Below are 18,954 nucleotides of genomic sequence, written 5' to 3'. Positions count from 1 at the left end.
ATCATGGCCGACGCCCGCGCCTGCCTGGCCGCCGCCCAAGCGGAGATGGGCAACTGGTTCGGCCGCCTGCCCCGCGAGGCCTGCGGCATCTTCCCGGTCCCCGACTTCCTGGCCGCCGACGCGCCTGCCGCCTACTACTTCCCGCCCGCCGCCGACGGCTCCCGCCCCGGCGCCTACTACGTCAACCTGCGAGAACCCAAGACCCGCAACCGCTACGAGACCGCGGCGGTCGCCTACCACGAGGCCATTCCCGGTCACCACCTGCAACTGACCATCGCCAATGAGCTGGACCATCTGCCCCGCTTCCAGCGAATGTCGTTCTCCAACACCGCCTTCGTCGAAGGCTGGGCCCTCTACACCGAGCGCCTCGCCGACGAAATGGGCCTGTACCCCGACGATCTCACCCGAATCGGCATGCTCGCCGCCGACTCCTGGCGCTCCTGCCGTCTCGTCGTCGACACCGGCCTGCACGCCAAGGGCTGGACCCGCCAGCAGGCCATCGACTTCATGTACGCGAGCGTCCCCGTCGGCCTCGAAGAAATCCGAGCCGAGATCGACCGCTACATCGCCATGCCCGGCCAGGCCGTCGCCTACAAGGTCGGCCAACTCGAAATCCGCCGCCAGCGCGCGCAGGTCACCGAGCGTCTCGGAGCAGCTTTCGACATCAAGTCCTTCCACGACAAGGTTCTCGGCTCCGGCTCGGTCAGCCTGCCGGTTCTCCGTGAGCTGGCCGCCGCCCTGTGACCTGCTAGTTCGTCCAGGATGGAATAGCGACCCCCTTCGTGTGTTCGACTGAGTTGGTGAGTTGGGCTAACGAAAGGGGTCGCCGGTGACGGCTACGGATGTGAAGTCGTCCATCGGGCTCAGGTCCGAGCGTGGGCCGATTCTCGCGGCGATCATGTTGTCCACGTCGCTGGTCGCGTTGGATTCCACCATCATTGCGACGGCGGTGCTCACCATCACCGATCAACTCGGTGGGTTCGCCCAGTTCCCTTGGCTTTTCAGCATTTACCTGCTGGCGCAGGCGGTGACCGTGCCGATCTACGGGAAGCTCGCCGATATGGTCGGGCGGAAACCGGTGATGCTGTTCGGGATCGGGGTGTTCGCGCTCGGGTCGCTGCTGTGCGGGCTGGCCACCAGCATGCTCGGTTTGATCGTGTTCCGGGCGGTGCAGGGGATCGGGGCCGGGGCGGTCAGCCCGATGTCGATGACCATCGCGGGGGATATCTACACCGTGCAGGAACGTGCCAAGGTGCAGGCGTATCTGGCCAGCGTGTGGGCGGCGTCGTCGGTGCTCGGGCCACTGCTGGGCGGGGTGTTCTCCGAATACGTCAGTTGGCGTTGGATTTTCCTGATCAACCTGCCGTTGGCGGCACTGGCCGGGTGGATGATCCTGCGAAAGTTCACCGAATGCACTCCGCGGCAGAGTCATCGGATCGACTACCTGGGCGCGGGGCTGCTCACCGTCGGGGCGGGTGCGCTGATTCTGGCGCTGTTGGAAGGCGGGCAGGCGTGGGCGTGGACCTCGCCCGCGAGCCTGGCGCTGTTCATCGGCGGCGGCCTCGTGCTGGTCGCGTTCGGGTTGGTGGAGCGGCGGGCCGCGAATCCGATTCTGCCGCTGTGGGTTTTCACCCGGCGCATCGTGGTGGCCAGCAGTCTGGCCTCGCTGCTGGTGGGTGCGATCCTGCTGGGCCTCACCTCGTACGTGCCGACCTTCGCGCAGGGCGTGCTCGGCAGCGGGGCGCTGATCGCGGGTCTCACCGTGGGCGCGCTCACGCTGGGCTGGCCGGTGTCGGCGTCGCAGGCCGGAAAGGTGTACCTGCGCATCGGTTTCCGCGCCACCGCCGTGATCGGGAGTGTGCTGGCGGTCGTCGGCGCGGGCTCGCTGCTGCTGGTGGACGCGCATTCGAGTCTGCTGCGGGTGGCGATCGGCTGCTTCATCGTCGGGATGGGGATGGGCCTGGTGGCCAGCCCCACCCTGATCGCCGCCCAGGCCAGCGCGGAATGGTCCGAGCGGGGCGTGGTGACCGCGACCAATATGTTCGCGCGCTCCCTGGGCAGCGCGGTCGGGGTGGCGGTGTTCGGCGCACTGGTCAATGCCCGCCTCGGCGACGTCGACCATCCGGCCGCCGCCGAACTCGCACCCGCCGTGCATCTGGTCTTCCTCGGGGTGGCCGCCATGACGGTGGTTCTCATCGGCGCGTCCGCGGTCATGCCGCACCGCGGCGACAGCACCGCGGCGAATTGATTCAATTCCGCGAAAATCGGATCGGTCGAGCCGAATGGAATGACACGGCAATGATCTAGCACACTGTAGGTGTGGTTGAGGTCGAGGACGTATTGCGCCGGTTGCGGCGGTATCCAGATGTAGAAGCGGTGAACCTGTACGCGGTCGATGCCGCGGACCGGTTCATGCTGGATGTCGCCGCGGATTCGCTGGCAGGTGCCGCCGGCCGGGTCGCGGTGATCGACGACGGCTACGGCGCATTGACCCTCGGCGCCATCGCCGCGCACGATCTGCGCGGGGTTCGGGTGCATCAGGATTTACTGACCGGTGAATTGGCCCTCGCCAACAATGCCCGAATTGTCGGTCTTTCCGATCGTTTCACCACCCACGAATTGGGCCCGGAATTGCTCGGCGACGTCCGCGTCGTGCTGTGGCGGCTGCCGCGCGCCCTGTCCGGCCTCGCCGAGACCGCCGAGTCCATCGCCCGCTACGCGTCCCCGGAGGTCGAGGTCTTCGCGGGCGGCCGCGACAAATACCTGACCCCCGCCATGAACGAGGTGCTCGCCGAATCCTTCGGCTCGGTACGCGCCAGCCGCGGTCGCCAGAAGTCCCGCATCCTGCTGGCGTCGGACCCGAAACCGATTGGCGAGCCCCGCTTTCCGGTCCGCAACCGGCTCGACGACCGCGACCTCGAGGTGGTCGCGCACGGCGCCGCCTTCTCCGGCCCGCGCCTGGATATCGGCACCCGCTTCCTGCTCGACTATCTGAAGCGCATGAAGCCCGATGCCCGCGATGCCATCGATCTGGGTTGCGGCACCGGCATTCTCGCGGTGGCGCTGGCCAAGGCCCGCCCCGGCCTGCGCGTCACCGCGACCGACCAGTCCGCCGCCGCGGTGGCCTCCACCCGCGCCACCGTCGCCGCCAATGGCGTGGCCGATCAGGTGACGGTGCTCCAGGACGACGCCATGTCCTCGGCTCCCGACAACAGTGCCGACCTGGTCCTGTGCAATCCGCCCTTCCACGTCGGCGCGGCCGTGCACACCGGTTCGGCGATCAAGATGTTCCAGCAGACCGGCCGCGTCCTGCGCCCCGGCGGCGAGCTGTGGACCGTCTACAACACGCACCTCAACTACCGGGGCGTCATGGAGCGCATGGTCGGCAAAACCGATGTGATGGGCCGCAATCGCAAGTTCACGGTGACCCGCTCGGTCCGCGGTCTGCACGACGCCGAACAATAGGGCACATGGGACGAATTGATCTTCGAGTCTTCACCGAACCCCAGCAGGGCGCGTCCTACGACACCCTGCGCACCGTCGCCAAGACCGCCGAGGACCTCGGCTACGACGCTTTCTTCCGCTCCGATCACTACCTGAAGATGGGCGACGCGGACGGCCTGCCCGGCCCGACCGACGCCTGGATCACCCTGGCCGGGCTGGCCCGCGAGACCCGCCGCATCCGCCTGGGCACCCTGGTCACCTCGGCCACCTTCCGCCATCCGGGCGTGCTGGCCATCGAGGTGGCCCAGGTCGACGCCATGTCCGGCGGCCGCGTCGAATTCGGTTTCGGCGCGGGCTGGTTCGAGGCCGAGCACACCGCCTACGGCATCCCGTTCCCGGCCGAGAAGTTCCCGCGCTTCGAGGAGCAGCTGGCCATCGTCACCGGCCTGTGGCGCACACCGGTCGGCGAGACGTTCTGCTTCGACGGCGAGCACTACACGCTGAAGGATTCCCCGGCGCTGCCCAAGCCCGCGCAGGAGCGGATGCCGGTCATCATCGGCGGTATGGGCGCCAAGCGCACCCCCCGCCTGGCCGCGAAGTACGCGACCGAGTTCAATGTGCCGTTCCAGTCCGCCGAGGCCAGCGCCGAGCAGTTCGAGCGAGTTCGCCGGGCCGCCAAGGACGCCGGACGCGATCCGCAGGACATCACCTTCTCCAACGCGCTGGTCGCCTGTGTCGGCGCGAACGATGCCGAGGTGGCGAAGCGGGCGGCGGCCATCGGTCGTGAGGTGGACGAGCTGAAGGCCAACGGCCTGGCGGGCAGCCCGGACGAGGTGGTCGACAAGATCGGCCGCTACGCCGAGATCGCCGGTACCAGCCGCGTCTACCTGCAGCTGCTGGACCTGTCGGACCTGGATCACCTCGAGCTGATCGCCCATCGGGTGATGAGTCAGCTGGGCTGACCCGCCGGTCGGCGGACGGCAGGTTCAGTAAAGCTCAGGTAAAGTCTTTTTCGTCCGATCTATGGGGGTTTGGGAACTAACCGGCCCCCACCACGCGTTGGACGAGTAGCTTCACAGGCCACGACCTACGTGAGCCGCGACTCCAGAAAGGGACGCACAGTGCGCTCCACATCCAACCCGGTTTTCCGGAACTTGCAGCCGCAGCAGGGCGGCTACGCCGGCTTCGGTCAGGCACCTGGAGCCGGTCAGTTCGCCAACAACCCGTACGGTCAGCAGCCCCCGCAGTACCCGGGCGGCTACCAGCAGCCCTATCAGCCGGCGGTGCCGACCACCCGCCCGATGACCATCGACGATGTCGTGCAGAAGACCGGCATCACCCTCGGTGTCACCATCCTGGGCGCGATCCTGTCCTACGCGCTGACGGCCGGGAACCACGGGCTCGCACTGCCCTTCGTCCTCGTCGGCGGCCTCGGCGGCTTCGTGCTGGCGATGATCATGACCTTCGGCCGCAAGCAGGACAACCCGGCGCTGGTGCTCAGCTACGCGGCGCTGGAAGGCCTGATGCTGGGCGCGTTCTCGTTCCTGTTCACCAATGTGGCGTTCGGCGGCGTGGGCGGCTCCGGTCTGATCGCGCAGGCCGTGCTCGGCACCTTCGGTGTCTTCTTCGGCATGCTCGTGGTCTACAAGACCGGCGCGATCCGCGTCACCCCGCGCCTGACCCGCATGGTCGTGGCCGCCATGATCGGCGTGCTGGTGCTCATGCTCGGCAACGCGGTCGCCGCGATCTTCACCTCGGGCGGCTTCGGCCTGCGTGACGGCGGCCCGCTGGCGATCGTCTTCAGCCTCGTGGTCATCGGTGTCGCGGCCTTCAGCTTCCTGCTGGACTTCGACGCCGCCGACCAGCTCATCCGGGCCCAGGCTCCGGAGAAGGCGGCCTGGGGCGTGGCGTTCGGCCTGACCGTCACCCTGGTCTGGCTGTACCTGGAGATCCTGCGCCTGCTGAGCTACTTCCAGGGCGACAGGTAATTATGGGGGTCCGGGGGCTTGGCCCCCGGGACTTCCTCTCTTTTCTAAAAGAGTTGGGCGGGCATCGGATTCCGATGCCCGCCCAACTCTTATGTAGCCAGCCTGAGAGCACTCAGTCGTTACTCACCACCTCCTTCAGAACGTCGGTGGCGACGTGATCCTCGCCGCAGAACGGTGCGAGGGTCGCGACGCTGGAGCAGTTGTTCAGGCGCAGCGGCAGGATTTCCTGGTAGGCGGCGGAGTCGTACCAGTCGTTGACGGCCTGGTAGTCCGGGAATTCGATGACGATCGCGATGGCACTGTCCGGCCCCTCGCCCCGGCGCTGCGGGTTGCCGTGGACGAGGAACTTCCCGCCGAACGGCGCGAGCGTTCCGTCGATGCGCTCCAGGTACTCCACGATCTCGGCATTGACGTCGACATCCCACAGGTGGGCGATTGCGTAGGCGGGCATTTCGAGCTCCTCTTCGGGAATTGCTGTGCTGCCCTCGATATTTCCGCGCGCCGGGAACGAAGTCGATTACCTGTCAGGTAATACCGTGCCCGGAATGTGCTTCGCCTCCAGGTGCTCGCGCCGCAGCAGCTTGCTGCCCAGCCACACCAGCGGATCGTATTTCCGGGAAATGACCTGCTCCTTCAGTGGAATCAGGGCATTGTCGGTGATCTTGATGTGTTCGGGGCAGACCTCGGTGCAGCACTTGGTGATATTGCAGTAGCCCAGCCCCAGGTCGTCCTGGGCCAACTTGCGGCGGTCCAGCACATCGGCGGGATGCATCTGCAATTCCGCCACCCGCATGAGGAAACGCGGACCGGCGAACGCGGTCATATTCTCCTCGTGGTCACGAATGGCGTGACAGGTGTTCTGGCACAGGAAGCATTCGATGCACTTGCGGAATTCCTGGCTGCGCTGCACGTCCTCCTGCATCATCCGGTACTCGCCGGGTTGTGTGCCCGCCGCGGGCTGGAACGGCGGCACCTCGCGGGCCTTGATGTAGTTGAACGACACATCGGTCACCAGATCGCGGATAACCGGGAAGGCGCGCAGCGGGGTGATGGTGATGGCATCGCCCACCACCGATTGCGCGGCCTGGCTCATGCACATGAGCTTGGGGAAGCCGTTGATCTCCGCCGAGCAGGAGCCGCACTTGCCCGCCTTGCAGTTCCAGCGCACCGACAGATCCGGGCACTGGGTGGCCTGCAGGCGATGCACGACGTCGAGCACGACCTCGCCCTCGCTCACCTCGACCTGATAGTCCTCGAGCGCGCCGCGCCCGCCGTCGCCGCGCCAAACCCGCACGGTCACTGTCTTTTTCATCGCGTCACTCCCAGCTGGGCGAGTTCGGATTCGGTGAAGTACTTGGCCAGCTCGTCCGGCTCGAACAGGGCCACCAGGTCCGCGCGCATGGGCGGCATGATCCGCCGTGACAGATGCACCCGGCCGTCGAAATCGCGGCAGGTCAGCACCACGCCGCGCCAGGAGGGGTCCATGGTGGGGAAGTCGCCGCGGGTGTGGCCGCCGCGAGATTCATTGCGCTCCAGGGCCGATCGCGCCACGCATTCGGCGATGAGGGCCATATTGCGCAGGTCGAAGGTGAGGTGCCAGCCGGTGTGGTACAGCCGATCGCCGGTCACCCCAACGTGTTCCGCGCGCTCCCGCAGCAGCTCGAGCTCGCCGAGCGCCTTGGTGAGCTCGTCACCGTCGCGGACGATGCCGACCAACTCGGTCATCACCCGCTGCAGGGCCTGATGCACCTCGTAGGGGTTCTCGCCGTCCTCGCGTCCATAGGGTGCGAGAGCTTCCGAGAGCGCCTCTCGGACCGCGTCCTCGTGCACAACAGGCCTGGAATCGCCCAGGGCTGAGAGGTATTCGTGGGCTCCCGCTCCGGCGCGGGCGCCGAAGATGAACAGGTCGGACAGCGAATTGCCGCCCAGCCGGTTGGAGCCGTGCATGCCGCTGGCGCACTCCCCGGCCGCGAAGAGCCCGGGCAGCGTGGTGGCGGTGGTGTCGGCGTCGACGCGCATGCCGCCCATGACGTAGTGCGCGGTCGGCCCGACCTCCATCGGCTCCTCGGTGATGTCGACCCCGGCCAGCTCCGCGAACTGATGGTGCATGGCGGGCAGCCGCCGCCGTATCTCCTCGGGCGACATGCGGGTGGAGACATCGAGGAAGACACCGCCGTGCGGCGAACCCCGGCCCGCCTTCACCTCCGAGTTGATGGCCCGCGCCACCTCGTCGCGGGGCAGCAATTCCGGTGGCCGCCGGTTGTTCTCGGGATCGGTGTACCAGCGATCGGCCTCCTCCTCGGTCTCGGCGTAGATCGACCGGAACACCTCGGGGACGTAGTCGAACATGAAGCGCCGGCCCTCGCTGTTGCGCAGCACGCCGCCATCGCCGCGTACGCCCTCGGTGACCAGCACACCGCGCACCGACGGCGGCCACACCATGCCGGTGGGATGGAACTGGATGAACTCCATGTTCACCAGCTCCGCGCCCGCGCGCAGGGCCAGGGCGTGGCCGTCGGCGGTGTAGTCCCAGGAGTTGGAGGTGACCGTGTACATCTTGCCCAGCCCACCGGTCGCCAGAATGACGGTCGGCGCGGCCAGCAGCACGAAATCGCCTGTCTGACGGACATATCCGAACGCTCCGGAGATGCGGCCGTCATCGGTGAGCAGGCGGGTGATGGTGGTCTCGTCGAAGACCTTCAGCATGGCCTCGGGATCGCCGTACTCCTCGGCGTCGGCGCGCTGCAAGGCGACCAGGCGCTGCTGCAGGGTGCGGATCACCTCGAGCCCGGTCCGGTCGCCGACATGCGCCAGCCGCGGGTACTCGTGCCCGCCGAAGTTGCGCTGGGAGATCAGACCGTCCTCGGTGCGGTCGAAGAGCGCACCCCAGTGCTCGAGCTCCCAGATGCGGGTGGGCGCTTCCTTGGCGTGCAATTCGGCCATCCGCCAGTCGTTCAGGAATTTTCCGCCCCTCATCGTGTCGCGGAAATGCACCTGCCAGTTGTCTTTCGGATTGCCGTTGCCCATGGCCGCGGCGGCGCCGCCCTCGGCCATGACCGTATGCGCCTTGCCGAGCAGGGTTTTGGTGATGACGGCGGTCTTGAGGCCGCGGCTGCGAGCCTCGATGGCCGCGCGCAGACCCGCGCCGCCCGCGCCGATCACGACCACGTCGTACTCGTGGCGAATCGGCTGGTCAGAAGAATCGAAGATCACTGATGACTCCCATCGAGAGCAGGCGGACGTAGACGTCCGTGAACGCCACCCAGATCAGCGAGATCCACGCCATGCGCTGGTGGTGCGGGTTGATCCGGCTCACCCAGGTCCACAGCCGGTACCGGATCGGATGGTTGGAGAAGTGCTTGAGCCGTCCGCCGATGGCGTGGCGGCAGGCGTGGCAGGACAGGGTGTACATCCACAGCAGCGCCGCGTTGACGATCAGCACGATCGTGCCCAATCCCATGTGGCCCCAACGGCCGTCGTAGTCGCGGAAGGCGATCACGGCGTCGTAGGTGAGCACCACGTTCAACAGTGCCGCCAGCCAGAAGAAGTACCGGTGCATGTTCTGGACGAACACGAGCGGGAACTTCGATTCGCCGGTGTACTTCTTGTGCGGCTCGCTGACCGCGCACGCCGTCGGCGACTGCCAGAAGGCCCGGTAGTAGGCCTTGCGGTAGTAGTAGCAGGTGAACCGGAAGCCCATGGGAATCCAGATGATCAGGATCGAGGGCGTGATCCAGGTCGGCCAGCTCACCCAGCCCCAGCCGTGCATGCCGACATCGGTGAGGTTGGGCGAGTAGAACGGCGACAGGTACGGGCCGGACGCGTAGTGGTCGTTGGCCAGGATGACGTAGGCCGCGTAGACGATGAACGCCGTCAGGATCGAGGCCGTCACGATCGGCTGCGCCAGCCAATTGTCCAGTCGCAGTGTGCGTTGCGGAATCTGTGCGCGGGTCCGTTCCCGCTCGGGTGCGGCCGTCACAGCAGCGTGCGGGCCCGCGGGGCGGTCATCTTCTCCGGGCTCAGCAGCTCGTCCAGGGTCTCCTGGGTGAGCGCGCCGCGCTGGAGCACCAGGTCGTAGACGCTACCGCCGGTCTTCAGCGCCTCCTTGGCGATCGAGGCGGCCTCCTCGTAGCCGAGGGCGGGGACCAGGGCGGTGATGAGCCCGATGCTGTTGTTGACCAGTTCCCGGCAGCGCTCGCGATTGGCGGTGATGCCGGTGATGCAGCGGTTGGTCAGCGTCACAGCGGCATTGCGCAGCATGAGCGTGCCCATGAGCAGGTCGTAGGCCATGATCGGCTCGGCCATATTGAGTTCCAGCTGGCTGGCCTCCGCCGCGATGGTGACGGTCATGTCGTAGCCGATGAGCTGGAAGCAGACCTGCGAAACCACCTCGGGGATAACCGGATTCACCTTGCCCGGCATGATCGACGAACCCGGCTGCATGGCGGGCAGATTGATCTCCGCCAGCCCCGCGCGCGGACCCATCGACAGCAGGCGCAGGTCATTGCAGATCTTCGACAACTGCACCGCGGCCCGCTTCATCGTGGCCGAGACTGCCACGAAGTCACCCGAATCCTGGGTCGCCTCAACCAGATCCACGGCCGGGCGGATGGGCAGACCGGTCACGCTGGCCAGCTTGGCCGCGCAGAGTTCCGCGTATCCGGGCGGGCTGGTGATGCCGGTGCCGATGGCGGTCGCGCCCATATTGGTCACCAGCAGGTCCTCGGCGATGCGCTTCAGATGCGCGATGGCCTCGCCGACCATGACGCCGTACGCGCCGAACTCCTGGCCCAGGGTCATCGGGACGGCGTCCTGCAGCTGGGTGCGGCCCATCTTGATGACATCGCTGAACTCGGCGGCCTTGGCCTGCAGCGCTTTCTGCAACTCCGCCATGGCCTCGGCGGCATCCTGGAGCGAGAGGTACACGCCCAGTTTCACCGCGGTCGGGTAGACGTCATTGGTCGACTGCGAGCAGTTCACATCGTCGTTCGGGTGCAGGAACTGGTACTGGCCCTTGCCGTGTCCCATGATCTCGAGGCCGCGGTTGGCGATGACCTCGTTGGCGTTCATATTGGTCGAGGTGCCCGCGCCGCCCTGCACCATGTCGACGATGAAGTCGCCGTGCAGTTTTCCGGCCAGGATCTCGTCGCAGGCCAGGGCGATGGCCTCCGCCTTCTCGACATCCAGCGCGCCGAGTTCGTAATTGGCCAGTGCCGCGGCCTTTTTCACGTAGGCCAGCGCATCCACCAGATGCCCGAACTTGCGCAGCTTGATGCCCGAGATCTGGAAGTTCTCGATGGCACGCAGGGTCTGCACGCCGTAGTACGCCTCGGCCGGGATCTCGCGCTCGCCGAGCGAATCATGTTCGCGCCGAATGCCTCCCACCGCGTGCTGGGAAACCACGGCCTCGGCCAGCCGGCTCGACACCGACTGCAGCCGCGCGGCCACCAGCTGGGCGACGCGGCCCACGATGCGGTGGTAGCGCTCGGGTTCCCGGGCCGACAGCTCCTCGATGGCCTCGCGGGTGACCAGCAGGATGTTCGCGCCGCCGGTGGTGCGCGCGGTGGCCATGTGCGTGCCACCGTCCAGCAACGTCATCTCGGCGATCATGCCGCCCGCGTGGACGGTGCCGAGCGCGGTCTCGTGCCCGGTCAGTCCGGTGACCATCTCGATCCGGCCGTTCATGACGATGCCGAACCAGTCGCGTGGCGTGGACTCGTGGAAAAGCACTGCGCCCGCGGGGTATTCGCGGTACTGGGCGACGGCGGTGAGGGCCTGTAGGTCCTCCACGCCGATTCCGGTGGCGATCGATGTGGTCTCGATCATGTCTTGCATGGTGTCCACGTTGACTCCTACATCGGTGGGGCTAGTCTTCTCAACGGGAGCGAACCGTCAGCAAAATTATTGATCAAATAGATCTGTCATAGCGAGTCTGAGCCGATAGTCAGGGCATTTGTCCCAGGACTCATGACGGAGACAGATAAGTACCGAGGCGGTTTCTCCGATGATTCAGATGCTTCTCGAGTTAGCGGTGGTGCTCGCCGCGATCCTGATCGGATCGCGCGTGGGCGGCATCGGACTCGGCGTATGGGGTGCGGTGGGCGTGGTCGCGCTCGCCAGTGTGTTTCGGGTCGCACCCACGTCACCACCGGTCGACGTGCTGCTCATCATTCTGGCGGTGGTCGTCGCGGCGGCCACCATGGAGGCGGCGGGCGGCGTGGATTACATGGTCCGCATCGCCGAACGCTTGATTCGCAAGAATCCCAAGCGCATTACATTTGTCGCACCCGTGGTGGTGTTTCTGTTCACCATCGGCGCGGGCACCGGGCACCTGCTGTATCCGCTGCTGCCGGTGATCCACGAGGTGGCGCGCGAGGGCGGCGTGCGGCCGGAGCGGCCGATTTCCATGGCGGCCATCGCAAGTCAGTCCGCGATCGTGTCGAGCCCGGTATCGGCCGCCATGGCCGCCGCGGTGGTCGTGCTCGGTCCCGACGGCTGGAGCATGGTCAAGATTCTGGCGGTGACCGTGCCGTCGGTGCTGATCGGCCTGGTCGCCGGGTCGCTGTCGGTCTGCCGCCGCGGTAAGGACCTCGCCGATGATCCCGAATACCAGCGTCGCCTCGCGAGCGGAGAACTTCAGCCCGTCAACGCGAATCCGGCCGAGCGGCCCGAACTGCCCCGTGCCGCAAAGCTTTCTGCCTTGATCTTCCTCATCGGTGTGGTGGCCGTGGTCATCTCGGGCGCCTTCCCGGACCTGCGGCCGCCGGGCGCGGACGGCAAGGCGCTGAGCATGCCCGAGACCATCGAGGTGCTGATGCTCTCGACCGCCGCCGTGATCATGCTGGTCTGCAAGGTGTCGGCGCCGAAGATCCCGGGCACGCCGGTCGCCAAGGCCGGTCTCGTCGCGCTGGTCGGCGTCTTCGGATTGGCCTGGCTGGGAGACAGTTTCATCAAATCCAACCAGGACCTGATCGTCGGCAACCTGGGCGATCTCGCCAAGCAGCACACCTGGCTGTTCGCGGTGGTGCTGGCGCTGGTGTCGGCCCTGGTGCTGAGTCAGGCGTCGGCGACGAAGATCATGCTGCCCCTCGGTCTGGCCCTGGGCATCTCGGCCCCGCACCTGGTGGCCATGCTCCCGGCGCTGTGCGCGCTGTTCATCCTGCCCGTCTACCCGACCAGCATCGCCGCCGTGAACTTCGACCACTCGGGCACAACGAAATTCGGCAAACTGGTGCTGAACCACAGCTTCATGCTGCCGGGCATCGTGACCACCGCCGTGGCCGTCGCCGTCGGGTATCCGCTTGCGGCCCTGGTCAGCTGAGGATCCGCGCCGCCGCCTCCCGGGCCGATCGCGGATCGGTCGTGCTCAGCACGGACGCGGCGGCGCGCCGGCAATCCGCGATGGTGACGGCCGCCAGCCGGGCGCCGACCGCGGGCACCGCCGGGGCCGCCGCGGACAGCGACGTCACGCCGAAACCGGCCAGCACACAGGCCAACAGGGGATCGGCGGCGGCCTCGCCGCACACGCCCACCGGCTTGCCGACTCGCTGTCCGGCAGCCGCGGTCGCCGCTACAAGATGCAGCACCGCGGGCTGCCAGGGATCGGTGAGGGCGGCGAGCTGCGGGGACATCCGATCGGCGGCCATGGTGTACTGCGCCAGGTCATTGGTGCCGATCGAGACGAAGTCGACGTGCTCGAGGATGGCCTCGGCCAGCAGGGCGGCGGCCGGGACCTCGATCATGACGCCGGGCACCAGGCCCCGGGCGCGGACCCGGGCGCCGAACGACTTCGCCTCCGCCGCAGTGGAAATCATGGGTGCCATCACCCACGGGACGTGGGCGCGGCCCTTCGCGGCGGCGACCACGGCATCGAGCTGCCGGTCGAGGATCCCGGTGTCGCGCGCCGTGATTCGGATGCCGCGCACGCCGAGCGCCGGATTCGGCTCGTCGGCGTGCGGGGCGAAGCGCAAGGGTTTGTCGGACCCGGCGTCGAGGGTGCGAACGACCACCTTGGCGTCGGGGTAGGCGTCGAGCACCTCCGCGTAGAGCGTGGCCTGTTCGGCGACCGTGGGCTCCGATTCCCGGTCCAGGAAACACAATTCGGTGCGGAACAGGCCGATTCCCTCGGCCGGACCGCTACTGGCGGCCCGGGCTCCGGCCCCATCCTGCACATTGGCGATCACCTCGACGCGATGGCCGTCCGCGGTGACGCCCGGACCGGTCCAGCCCGCGGCCCGCTCGGCCGCCGCGCGATGACCGGTGAGGGCGGCGGCAATGGCCTCGGGTTCGGGACTGACCAGGACGCGACCGGCCGCGCCGTCGAGCAGGAGGTCGGTTCCGGCCGGCACGTCGTCGAGGCCCTCGACCCCGACCACGCACGGAATCCCGAGCTGGCGGGCGATGATGGCGGTGTGGCTGGTCGGCCCGCCGAGCGACATGGCCAGGCCGACAATGAGATTCGGGTCCAAACCGGCGGTATCCGCAGGTGCGAGGTCTGCGGCGAGCAGGATCGAAGGTTCTGCCGGAGTGGGGATTCCGGGCTCGGGTGCGCCCAGCAACTCGGCCACGATCCGGTCGCACACGTCCCGCAGGTCCGTCACCCGCTCGGCCATCAGACCGCCAAGGTTGGTGAACATGGTCGCGAACTGCTCGGTGGCGGCCAGTGCCGCGGCGACGGCGGAGTCGCCATCGGCGATGGATTTCTCCGCGACGGCGAGCCAGCCCGGATCGGCCGCCATGGCCGCATTCGCCGACAGCACCTCGGCGGCCGCGCCGGTCGCGTTCGCCGCACGCTCCCGCAACCGCTGAGCGACCATGGTCGCGGCCTGTCGCAGCACCTCGGACTCCCGTGCCCGATCGGTCACAGCGGAGTGGTTTTCGGAGTCGACGCGAACCCTGGGCACCGGCCGAATTGCCGGAGCGGCGACCACTCCCGGCACGGCTGGAGTGCCGATGAACACGGTCGATACGGCGTTCTCCGATGATGATCGCGTCATGAAACTTCTCCTCAGACTGTGATCCAGGCTACGCGTCATTCTTGACAAAACAACACATTCAGGCATAAAACAACATAAGTCAACAACGACCAGGAGGTTCGGGATGTACGCCGAGGAGCGGCAGCAGGCCATTGCCGCGCTGGCCGAGCAACGCGGCCGCGTATCGGTGATCGAACTGGCCGACCAGTTCGAGGTGACCACCGAGACGGTGCGCCGCGACCTGGCCGCCCTGGACCGCCTGGGCCTGATCCGCCGCGTCCACGGCGGCGCCGTCCCGGCCGCCGCCCTCACCGCCATCGAGCTCGGCACCGGCGAGCGTGACCACACCCGCGCCGCCGAGAAGGACCGGATCGCCAAGGCGGCCCTGGCCTTTCTGCCGCCCACCGGCGGCAGCGTGCTCTTCGACGCGGGCACCACGACGGCCCGCATCGCGGCGGCCCTCCCCGGCGACCGGGAACTGGTGGCCGTCACCAATTCCCTGCCCATCGCGGTCCGGCTCAGTGGCTTGGTGGGCGTCCGCACCCACATCCTGGGCGGGCGCGTGCGCGGCGTCACCCAGGCCGCCGTCGGCGCGGATACGCTGCGCATGCTCGGTGATTTCCGGGTGGACGTGGCCTTCATCGGAACCAACGCGCTGACGGTCGGGCACGGCCTCTCGACGCCGGATCCCGACGAGGCGGCGGTCAAACGGGCCATGGTCGCCAGCGCGCATCGCGTCGTGGTGGTGGCCGACTCCACCAAGATCGGGCGCGAGGACCTGATCCGCTTCGCCGCCGTCGCGGATATCGACGTGCTGGTCAGTGATGACCAGTTGCTGCCCGCAGTACGAAATGAACTGTCCGAGTTCGGTATCGAGGTGGTGACCGCATGATCGTCACGCTCACGGCGAATCCCAGTATCGACCACACCGTGGCGCTGTCCGAACCATTGCGTCGCGGCGATCTGCAACGCGCCCGCGCGGCCACCTCGTACCCGGGTGGCAAGGGCGTCAATGTCTCTCGCGTGGTGGCGGGCGCGGGCGCGGCCACCGTCGCGGTGCTGCCGGGCAGCGCGGGCGATCCGCTGCTGCGCGCGCTCTCCGAGACCGGACTGGACTACCGCGCGGTGCCGTGCGGCGGGCCCGCGCGCACCAACCTCACCATCACCGAGACCGACGGCACCACAACGAAAATCAATGAACCGGGCACCCCGTTGACCGCCGCCGAGCGGAATGCGCTGGCGGACTTGCTGGTCGAGCTCGCGCGCGAGGCCTCCTGGGTGGTGCTGTCCGGCTCGTTGCCGCCCGCCGTGCCCACCGACTGGTACGTGGAGCTGCTGCGGCGGCTGCGCGGAACCCGGGTCGCGGTCGACACCTCCGACGCTCCGTTGCTCGCCATGGCCGAGCAATTCGATTCCGCCGCACCGCAATTGGTCAAACCGAACGCCGAGGAGCTGGCACAGCTGACCGGCGCGGACCCGGAGGCGCTGCACGATCCGGCCGCGGCCGCACGCGCGGCCTCGGCGCTGGTGGCGCGCGGCGTCGAGACGGTGCTGGCCACCCTCGGCGCGGCCGGGGCCGTCCTGGTCACCGCCGACGGGGCCTGGCACGCCACCGCGCCCGCCATCACCGCCCGCAGCACCGTGGGCGCCGGTGACTCCGCGCTCGCCGGTTACCTGCTCGCCGATTCGGACGGCGCCGCACCGGAAGACCGGCTGCGTCGCGCGGTCGCCTACGGCAGTGCCGCGGCCGCCCTCCCGGGCACCGGCCTGCCGGGGCCGCACCACACCGACCCGAGCGCCGTGGCCGTCACGGCCCTGGACTTCCAGCCCCACCACTGAAGGACCCGCGATGTCCGACCCGATCATCACCAGCGATCTGATCGCCCTCGACGCCGACCTCGGCGGCGAGAAAGCCGACGTGATCGAGGCGCTGGCCCAGCGCCTCGCCGACGCGGGACGCGCCACCTCGGCCGTCGCGCTGCGCGACGCCGCCCTGACCCGCGAAAGCCAGTCGGCCACCGGCCTTCCGGGCGGCATCGCCATTCCGCACTGCCGCAGCGGCGCGGTCAAGACGCCGTCGCTCGCCTTCGCCCGCCTCGGGCACAAGGTCGACTTCGGCGCACCCGACGGCCCGGCCGATCTCGTCTTCCTCATCGCTGCTCCGGACGGCGCGGCCGCCGAGCACATGAAGCTGCTGTCGGCGCTGGCCCGGGCACTCGTCAGGCCCGAGTTCCTGGCCGCGCTGCGGTCGGCCGCCACGCCCGACGAGATCGTCGGCTTGGTAGGCGAAGTCATCGAACCGCAGCCGACCCCCGCCCCGCCCGCAGACAGCACCCCGCGTCATTCCGGCGCGCCTTTGGCCGGAATCCACAGCCCAGAGCAAGATCCCGGCCAGAAGCACGCCGGGATGACGGGTGTACCTGCGTCGGATTCGACCGATGATCGTCGCACCATCGTCGCGATCACCGCCTGCCCCACCGGCATCGCGCATACCTATATGGCCGCCGATTCCCTGGTCGCCGCCGGAAGGCGCGCCGGGATCACGGTGCGGGTCGAAACCCAAGGCTCCAGCGGCAGTACACCTTTGAGCGCGGCGGAGATCGATCTCGCCGACGCGGTCATCTTCGCGACCGATGTCGGGGTGAAGGGCCGGGAACGATTCGCGGGCAAACCCGTCGTCGAATCGGGCGTCAAGCGGGCCATCAACGAGCCCGATGCCATGGTCGCCGAGGCCCTCGAAGCCGCGAAGGATCCCGGCGCTCGCGTCGTGTCCGGGGCCGCGAAGGCCGAGACAGGCTCCGCCGCACCGGATTCCGGTTCGCTCGGCTGGGGTACGCGACTACGGCAGATCCTGCTGACCGGTGTCAGCTACATGATTCCGTTCGTCGCCGCGGGCGGCCTGCTCATCGCGCTCGGCTTCCTGCTCGGCGGCTACGAGATCGCGGGCACCGCGAAGACCATCGTGCTCGACAACTCCCTGACCGACCTGCCCGCGGGCGGGCTGCCGACCTACCTGGGCGCGGTGCTGTTCCAGATCGGGTCGCTCGCCTTCAGCTTCCTGGTCCCGGCGCTGGCCGGATACATCGCCTACGCCATCGCCGACCGGCCCGGGCTCGCACCGGGTTTCACCGCCGGCGCGGTCGCGGTCTTCGTCGGCGCGGGCTTCCTGGGCGGCCTGGTCGGCGGTCTCATCGCCGGTTTCGCCGCGCTGTGGATCGCCAAACTCGGTGTCCCGCAATGGGCGCGGGGCCTCATGCCGGTGGTGGTCATCCCGCTGTTCGCGTCGCTGATCGTCGGCGTGATCATGTTCGTCCTGCTCGGCAAGCCGCTCGCGGCCATCACCAGCGGACTCACCCACTGGCTCAACAGCCTCTCCGGCACCTCGGCCATCCTGCTCGGCATCATCCTGGGCCTCATGATGTGCTTCGACCTGGGCGGGCCGGTCAACAAGGCCGCCTACTCGTTCGCCGTCGCCGGGCTCAATGTCAATGACACCGCCTCGCTGAAGATCATGGCCGCGGTCATGGCGGCCGGCATGGTGCCCCCGCTGGCCTTGGCGCTCGCGACCACCCTGCGCCCCAAGCTGTTCACCACCGCCGAACGCGAAAACGGCAAGGCCGCATGGCTGCTCGGCGCCTCCTTCATCTCGGAGGGCGCCATCCCCTTCGCCGCCGCCGACCCACTCCGCGTCCTCCCCTCCATGATGGCCGGCGGCGCCGTCACCGGCGCCCTGGTCATGTCCTTCGGCACCACCCTCAGCGCCCCCCACGGCGGCATCTTCGTCTTCTTCGCCGTCGGCGGCATCGCCGGATTCCTGCTCGCCCTCGCGGCAGGCACCGTCGTCGGCGCCGTATGCGTCACCGCCGCAAAGCAACTCCGCAGGACATCCGCCCCTAGCGAATCCACCGCAACACTCGCCACCGTGTAACCAACCCCTCCCACACAAGGAGTCGATATGCCCAGCATCACCGCAGTTGTCGGTTCATCCGTCGGCCTGCACGCCCGCCCCGCCGCCCTGATCGCAGAAGCGGCCGCCTCCGCAGGCGTCCCGGTGACCTTATCCCTGGTCGGCGGCACCCCCGTCAACGCCGCCTCCGCCCTCATGCTCATGACCCTGGGCGCTACCAAGGGCACCGAAGTCATCATCGCCAGCGACGATCAGGCTGCCCTGGACAAGATCGCCGATCTGGTCCGCTCCGACCTCGACGCCTGACCTGCCGCCGGGAATCCCGGCGGCCCAACCGAATTCACTCCCAGCCCGGGCACTCCTGTCGGACCCTCCCGATAGCGTCCCGCGCTGTGCCGATGCTCACGCTGTTGCGCCGCCCCCCGATCCTCGCGATCTGGTCGGCGCAACTGCTGTCGATCCTGGGCGACCGGTGCTACGGGCTGGCCATCATGTGGCTGGCCCTCGAACGATCCGGCCCCATCGCCATGGGCGCGATTGCGATCGCGGAGTCGGTGCCGTTCATCGTGATCGGAGCAATCGGCGCACGCCTGCTGCAACGCTGCGCCGTATTCCGCACCCTCGCCGCGATCGACGGCGT

16 protein-coding genes and 2 pseudogenes are annotated in these 18,954 nt (G+C 68.2%); 11 read left to right on the top strand and 7 right to left on the bottom strand.

The features are described from left to right. The 5 genes from ON43_RS17735 to ON43_RS17715 form a co-directional block, all read left to right on the top strand. The coding region (locus tag ON43_RS17735) for a DUF885 domain-containing protein (RefSeq protein WP_040808851.1) at positions 1-744 on the top strand (744 nt) is incomplete at its 5' end. 85 nt (positions 745-829) lie between these two features. Continuing rightward, entirely contained in the window at positions 830-2,248 is a 1,419-nt protein-coding gene (locus ON43_RS17730) for an MDR family MFS transporter (protein WP_040808842.1), read from the top strand. A gap of 71 nt (positions 2,249-2,319) precedes the next feature. Then, positions 2,320-3,465 (top strand): class I SAM-dependent methyltransferase, encoded by a 1,146-nt coding sequence (locus ON43_RS17725; RefSeq protein ID WP_040808839.1) that lies wholly within the window; start codon positions 2,320-2,322, stop codon positions 3,463-3,465. Between the two features lie 14 nt (positions 3,466-3,479). After that, positions 3,480-4,406 carry an LLM class F420-dependent oxidoreductase gene (locus ON43_RS17720; RefSeq protein WP_040808849.1) on the top strand — a complete coding sequence of 309 codons (927 nt, stop codon included), beginning with the start codon at positions 3,480-3,482 and terminating at the stop codon, positions 4,404-4,406. A gap of 159 nt (positions 4,407-4,565) precedes the next feature. After that, a complete protein-coding gene (locus tag ON43_RS17715; RefSeq protein WP_040808838.1) occupies positions 4,566-5,432 on the top strand; it encodes a Bax inhibitor-1/YccA family protein in 867 nt (288 codons plus the stop codon). A 112-nt stretch (positions 5,433-5,544) separates the two neighbouring features. On the opposite strand, the gene ON43_RS17710 is transcribed toward ON43_RS17715, so the two are convergent. From ON43_RS17710 to ON43_RS47165, 6 genes and pseudogenes are all read right to left on the bottom strand, one after another. After that, a complete protein-coding gene (locus ON43_RS17710; protein ID WP_040808835.1) occupies positions 5,545-5,883 on the bottom strand; it encodes a DUF1330 domain-containing protein in 339 nt (112 codons plus the stop codon). 66 nt (positions 5,884-5,949) lie between these two features. Next, positions 5,950-6,744, bottom strand: a complete 795-nt coding sequence (locus tag ON43_RS17705) for a succinate dehydrogenase/fumarate reductase iron-sulfur subunit (protein ID WP_051178606.1) — start codon at positions 6,742-6,744, stop codon at positions 5,950-5,952. Continuing rightward, positions 6,741-8,645 (bottom strand): fumarate reductase/succinate dehydrogenase flavoprotein subunit, encoded by a 1,905-nt coding sequence (locus ON43_RS17700; protein WP_245568646.1) that lies wholly within the window; start codon positions 8,643-8,645, stop codon positions 6,741-6,743. Before ON43_RS17700 ends, ON43_RS17705 begins: the two co-directional genes overlap by 4 nt. Then, positions 8,626-9,411: a succinate dehydrogenase subunit SdhC gene (gene sdhC / locus ON43_RS17695; protein WP_040808833.1), complete on the bottom strand. Its 786-nt coding sequence runs from the start codon at positions 9,409-9,411 to the stop codon at positions 8,626-8,628. Before sdhC ends, ON43_RS17700 begins: the two co-directional genes overlap by 20 nt. Beyond that, positions 9,408-10,817 (bottom strand): aspartate ammonia-lyase, encoded by a 1,410-nt coding sequence (locus ON43_RS17690; RefSeq protein WP_245568647.1) that lies wholly within the window; start codon positions 10,815-10,817, stop codon positions 9,408-9,410. Before ON43_RS17690 ends, sdhC begins: the two co-directional genes overlap by 4 nt. Before the next feature lie 120 nt (positions 10,818-10,937). Beyond that, a pseudogene (locus ON43_RS47165) lies at positions 10,938-11,258 on the bottom strand (cyclic nucleotide-binding domain-containing protein); the annotation flags it as partial. A gap of 187 nt (positions 11,259-11,445) precedes the next feature. On the opposite strand from ON43_RS47165, the gene ON43_RS17685 reads away from it, so the two are divergent. Next, positions 11,446-12,753, top strand: coding sequence for an anaerobic C4-dicarboxylate transporter family protein (locus ON43_RS17685; protein ID WP_218003288.1), 1,308 nt, complete (start codon positions 11,446-11,448; stop codon positions 12,751-12,753). On the opposite strand, the gene ON43_RS17680 is transcribed toward ON43_RS17685, so the two are convergent. Beyond that, positions 12,746-14,428, bottom strand: a complete 1,683-nt coding sequence (locus ON43_RS17680; RefSeq protein WP_040808829.1) for a phosphoenolpyruvate--protein phosphotransferase — start codon at positions 14,426-14,428, stop codon at positions 12,746-12,748. The genes ON43_RS17685 and ON43_RS17680 overlap by 8 nt on opposite strands. 103 nt (positions 14,429-14,531) lie before the next feature. Here ON43_RS17680 and ON43_RS17675 point away from each other — a divergent pair, with 103 nt between their 5' ends. From ON43_RS17675 to ON43_RS17655, 5 genes and pseudogenes are all read left to right on the top strand, one after another. Then, a complete protein-coding gene (locus ON43_RS17675; RefSeq protein WP_040808827.1) occupies positions 14,532-15,299 on the top strand; it encodes a DeoR/GlpR family DNA-binding transcription regulator in 768 nt (255 codons plus the stop codon). Then, positions 15,296-16,246, top strand: coding sequence for a 1-phosphofructokinase family hexose kinase (locus tag ON43_RS17670; RefSeq protein ID WP_040808824.1), 951 nt, complete (start codon positions 15,296-15,298; stop codon positions 16,244-16,246). The genes ON43_RS17675 and ON43_RS17670 overlap by 4 nt, the downstream gene beginning before the upstream one ends. Before the next feature lie 10 nt (positions 16,247-16,256). Next, positions 16,257-18,335 (top strand): PTS fructose transporter subunit IIABC, encoded by a 2,079-nt coding sequence (locus ON43_RS17665; protein WP_040808822.1) that lies wholly within the window; start codon positions 16,257-16,259, stop codon positions 18,333-18,335. 27 nt (positions 18,336-18,362) lie between these two features. Continuing rightward, on the top strand, positions 18,363-18,620 hold the full coding sequence (locus tag ON43_RS17660) for an HPr family phosphocarrier protein (RefSeq protein ID WP_040808819.1): 258 nt from the start codon (positions 18,363-18,365) through the stop codon (positions 18,618-18,620). Between the two features lie 86 nt (positions 18,621-18,706). Further along, positions 18,707-18,954, top strand: a pseudogene (locus ON43_RS17655) (hypothetical protein); the annotation flags it as partial.

The organism is Nocardia concava NBRC 100430 (assembly GCF_000308815.1).
Lineage (GTDB): Bacteria > Actinomycetota > Actinomycetes > Mycobacteriales > Mycobacteriaceae > Nocardia > Nocardia concava.
This window is presented reverse-complemented; position numbering and strand designations above follow the sequence as displayed.

Bases quoted from the DNA above. Each gene is read 5' to 3' on its own strand.
- ON43_RS17710 (WP_040808835.1), bottom strand. From the start codon at position 5,883: ATGCCCGCCTACGCAATCGCCCACCTGTGGGATGTCGACGTCAATGCC.
- ON43_RS17705 (WP_051178606.1), bottom strand. From the start codon at position 6,744: ATGAAAAAGACAGTGACCGTGCGGGTTTGGCGCGGCGACGGCGGGCGC.
- ON43_RS17685 (WP_218003288.1), top strand. From the start codon at position 11,446: ATGCTTCTCGAGTTAGCGGTGGTGCTCGCCGCGATCCTGATCGGATCG.
- ON43_RS17680 (WP_040808829.1), bottom strand. From the start codon at position 14,428: ATGACGCGATCATCATCGGAGAACGCCGTATCGACCGTGTTCATCGGC.
- ON43_RS17675 (WP_040808827.1), top strand. From the start codon at position 14,532: ATGTACGCCGAGGAGCGGCAGCAGGCCATTGCCGCGCTGGCCGAGCAA.
- ON43_RS17670 (WP_040808824.1), top strand. From the start codon at position 15,296: ATGATCGTCACGCTCACGGCGAATCCCAGTATCGACCACACCGTGGCG.
- ON43_RS17665 (WP_040808822.1), top strand. From the start codon at position 16,257: ATGTCCGACCCGATCATCACCAGCGATCTGATCGCCCTCGACGCCGAC.
- ON43_RS17660 (WP_040808819.1), top strand. From the start codon at position 18,363: ATGCCCAGCATCACCGCAGTTGTCGGTTCATCCGTCGGCCTGCACGCC.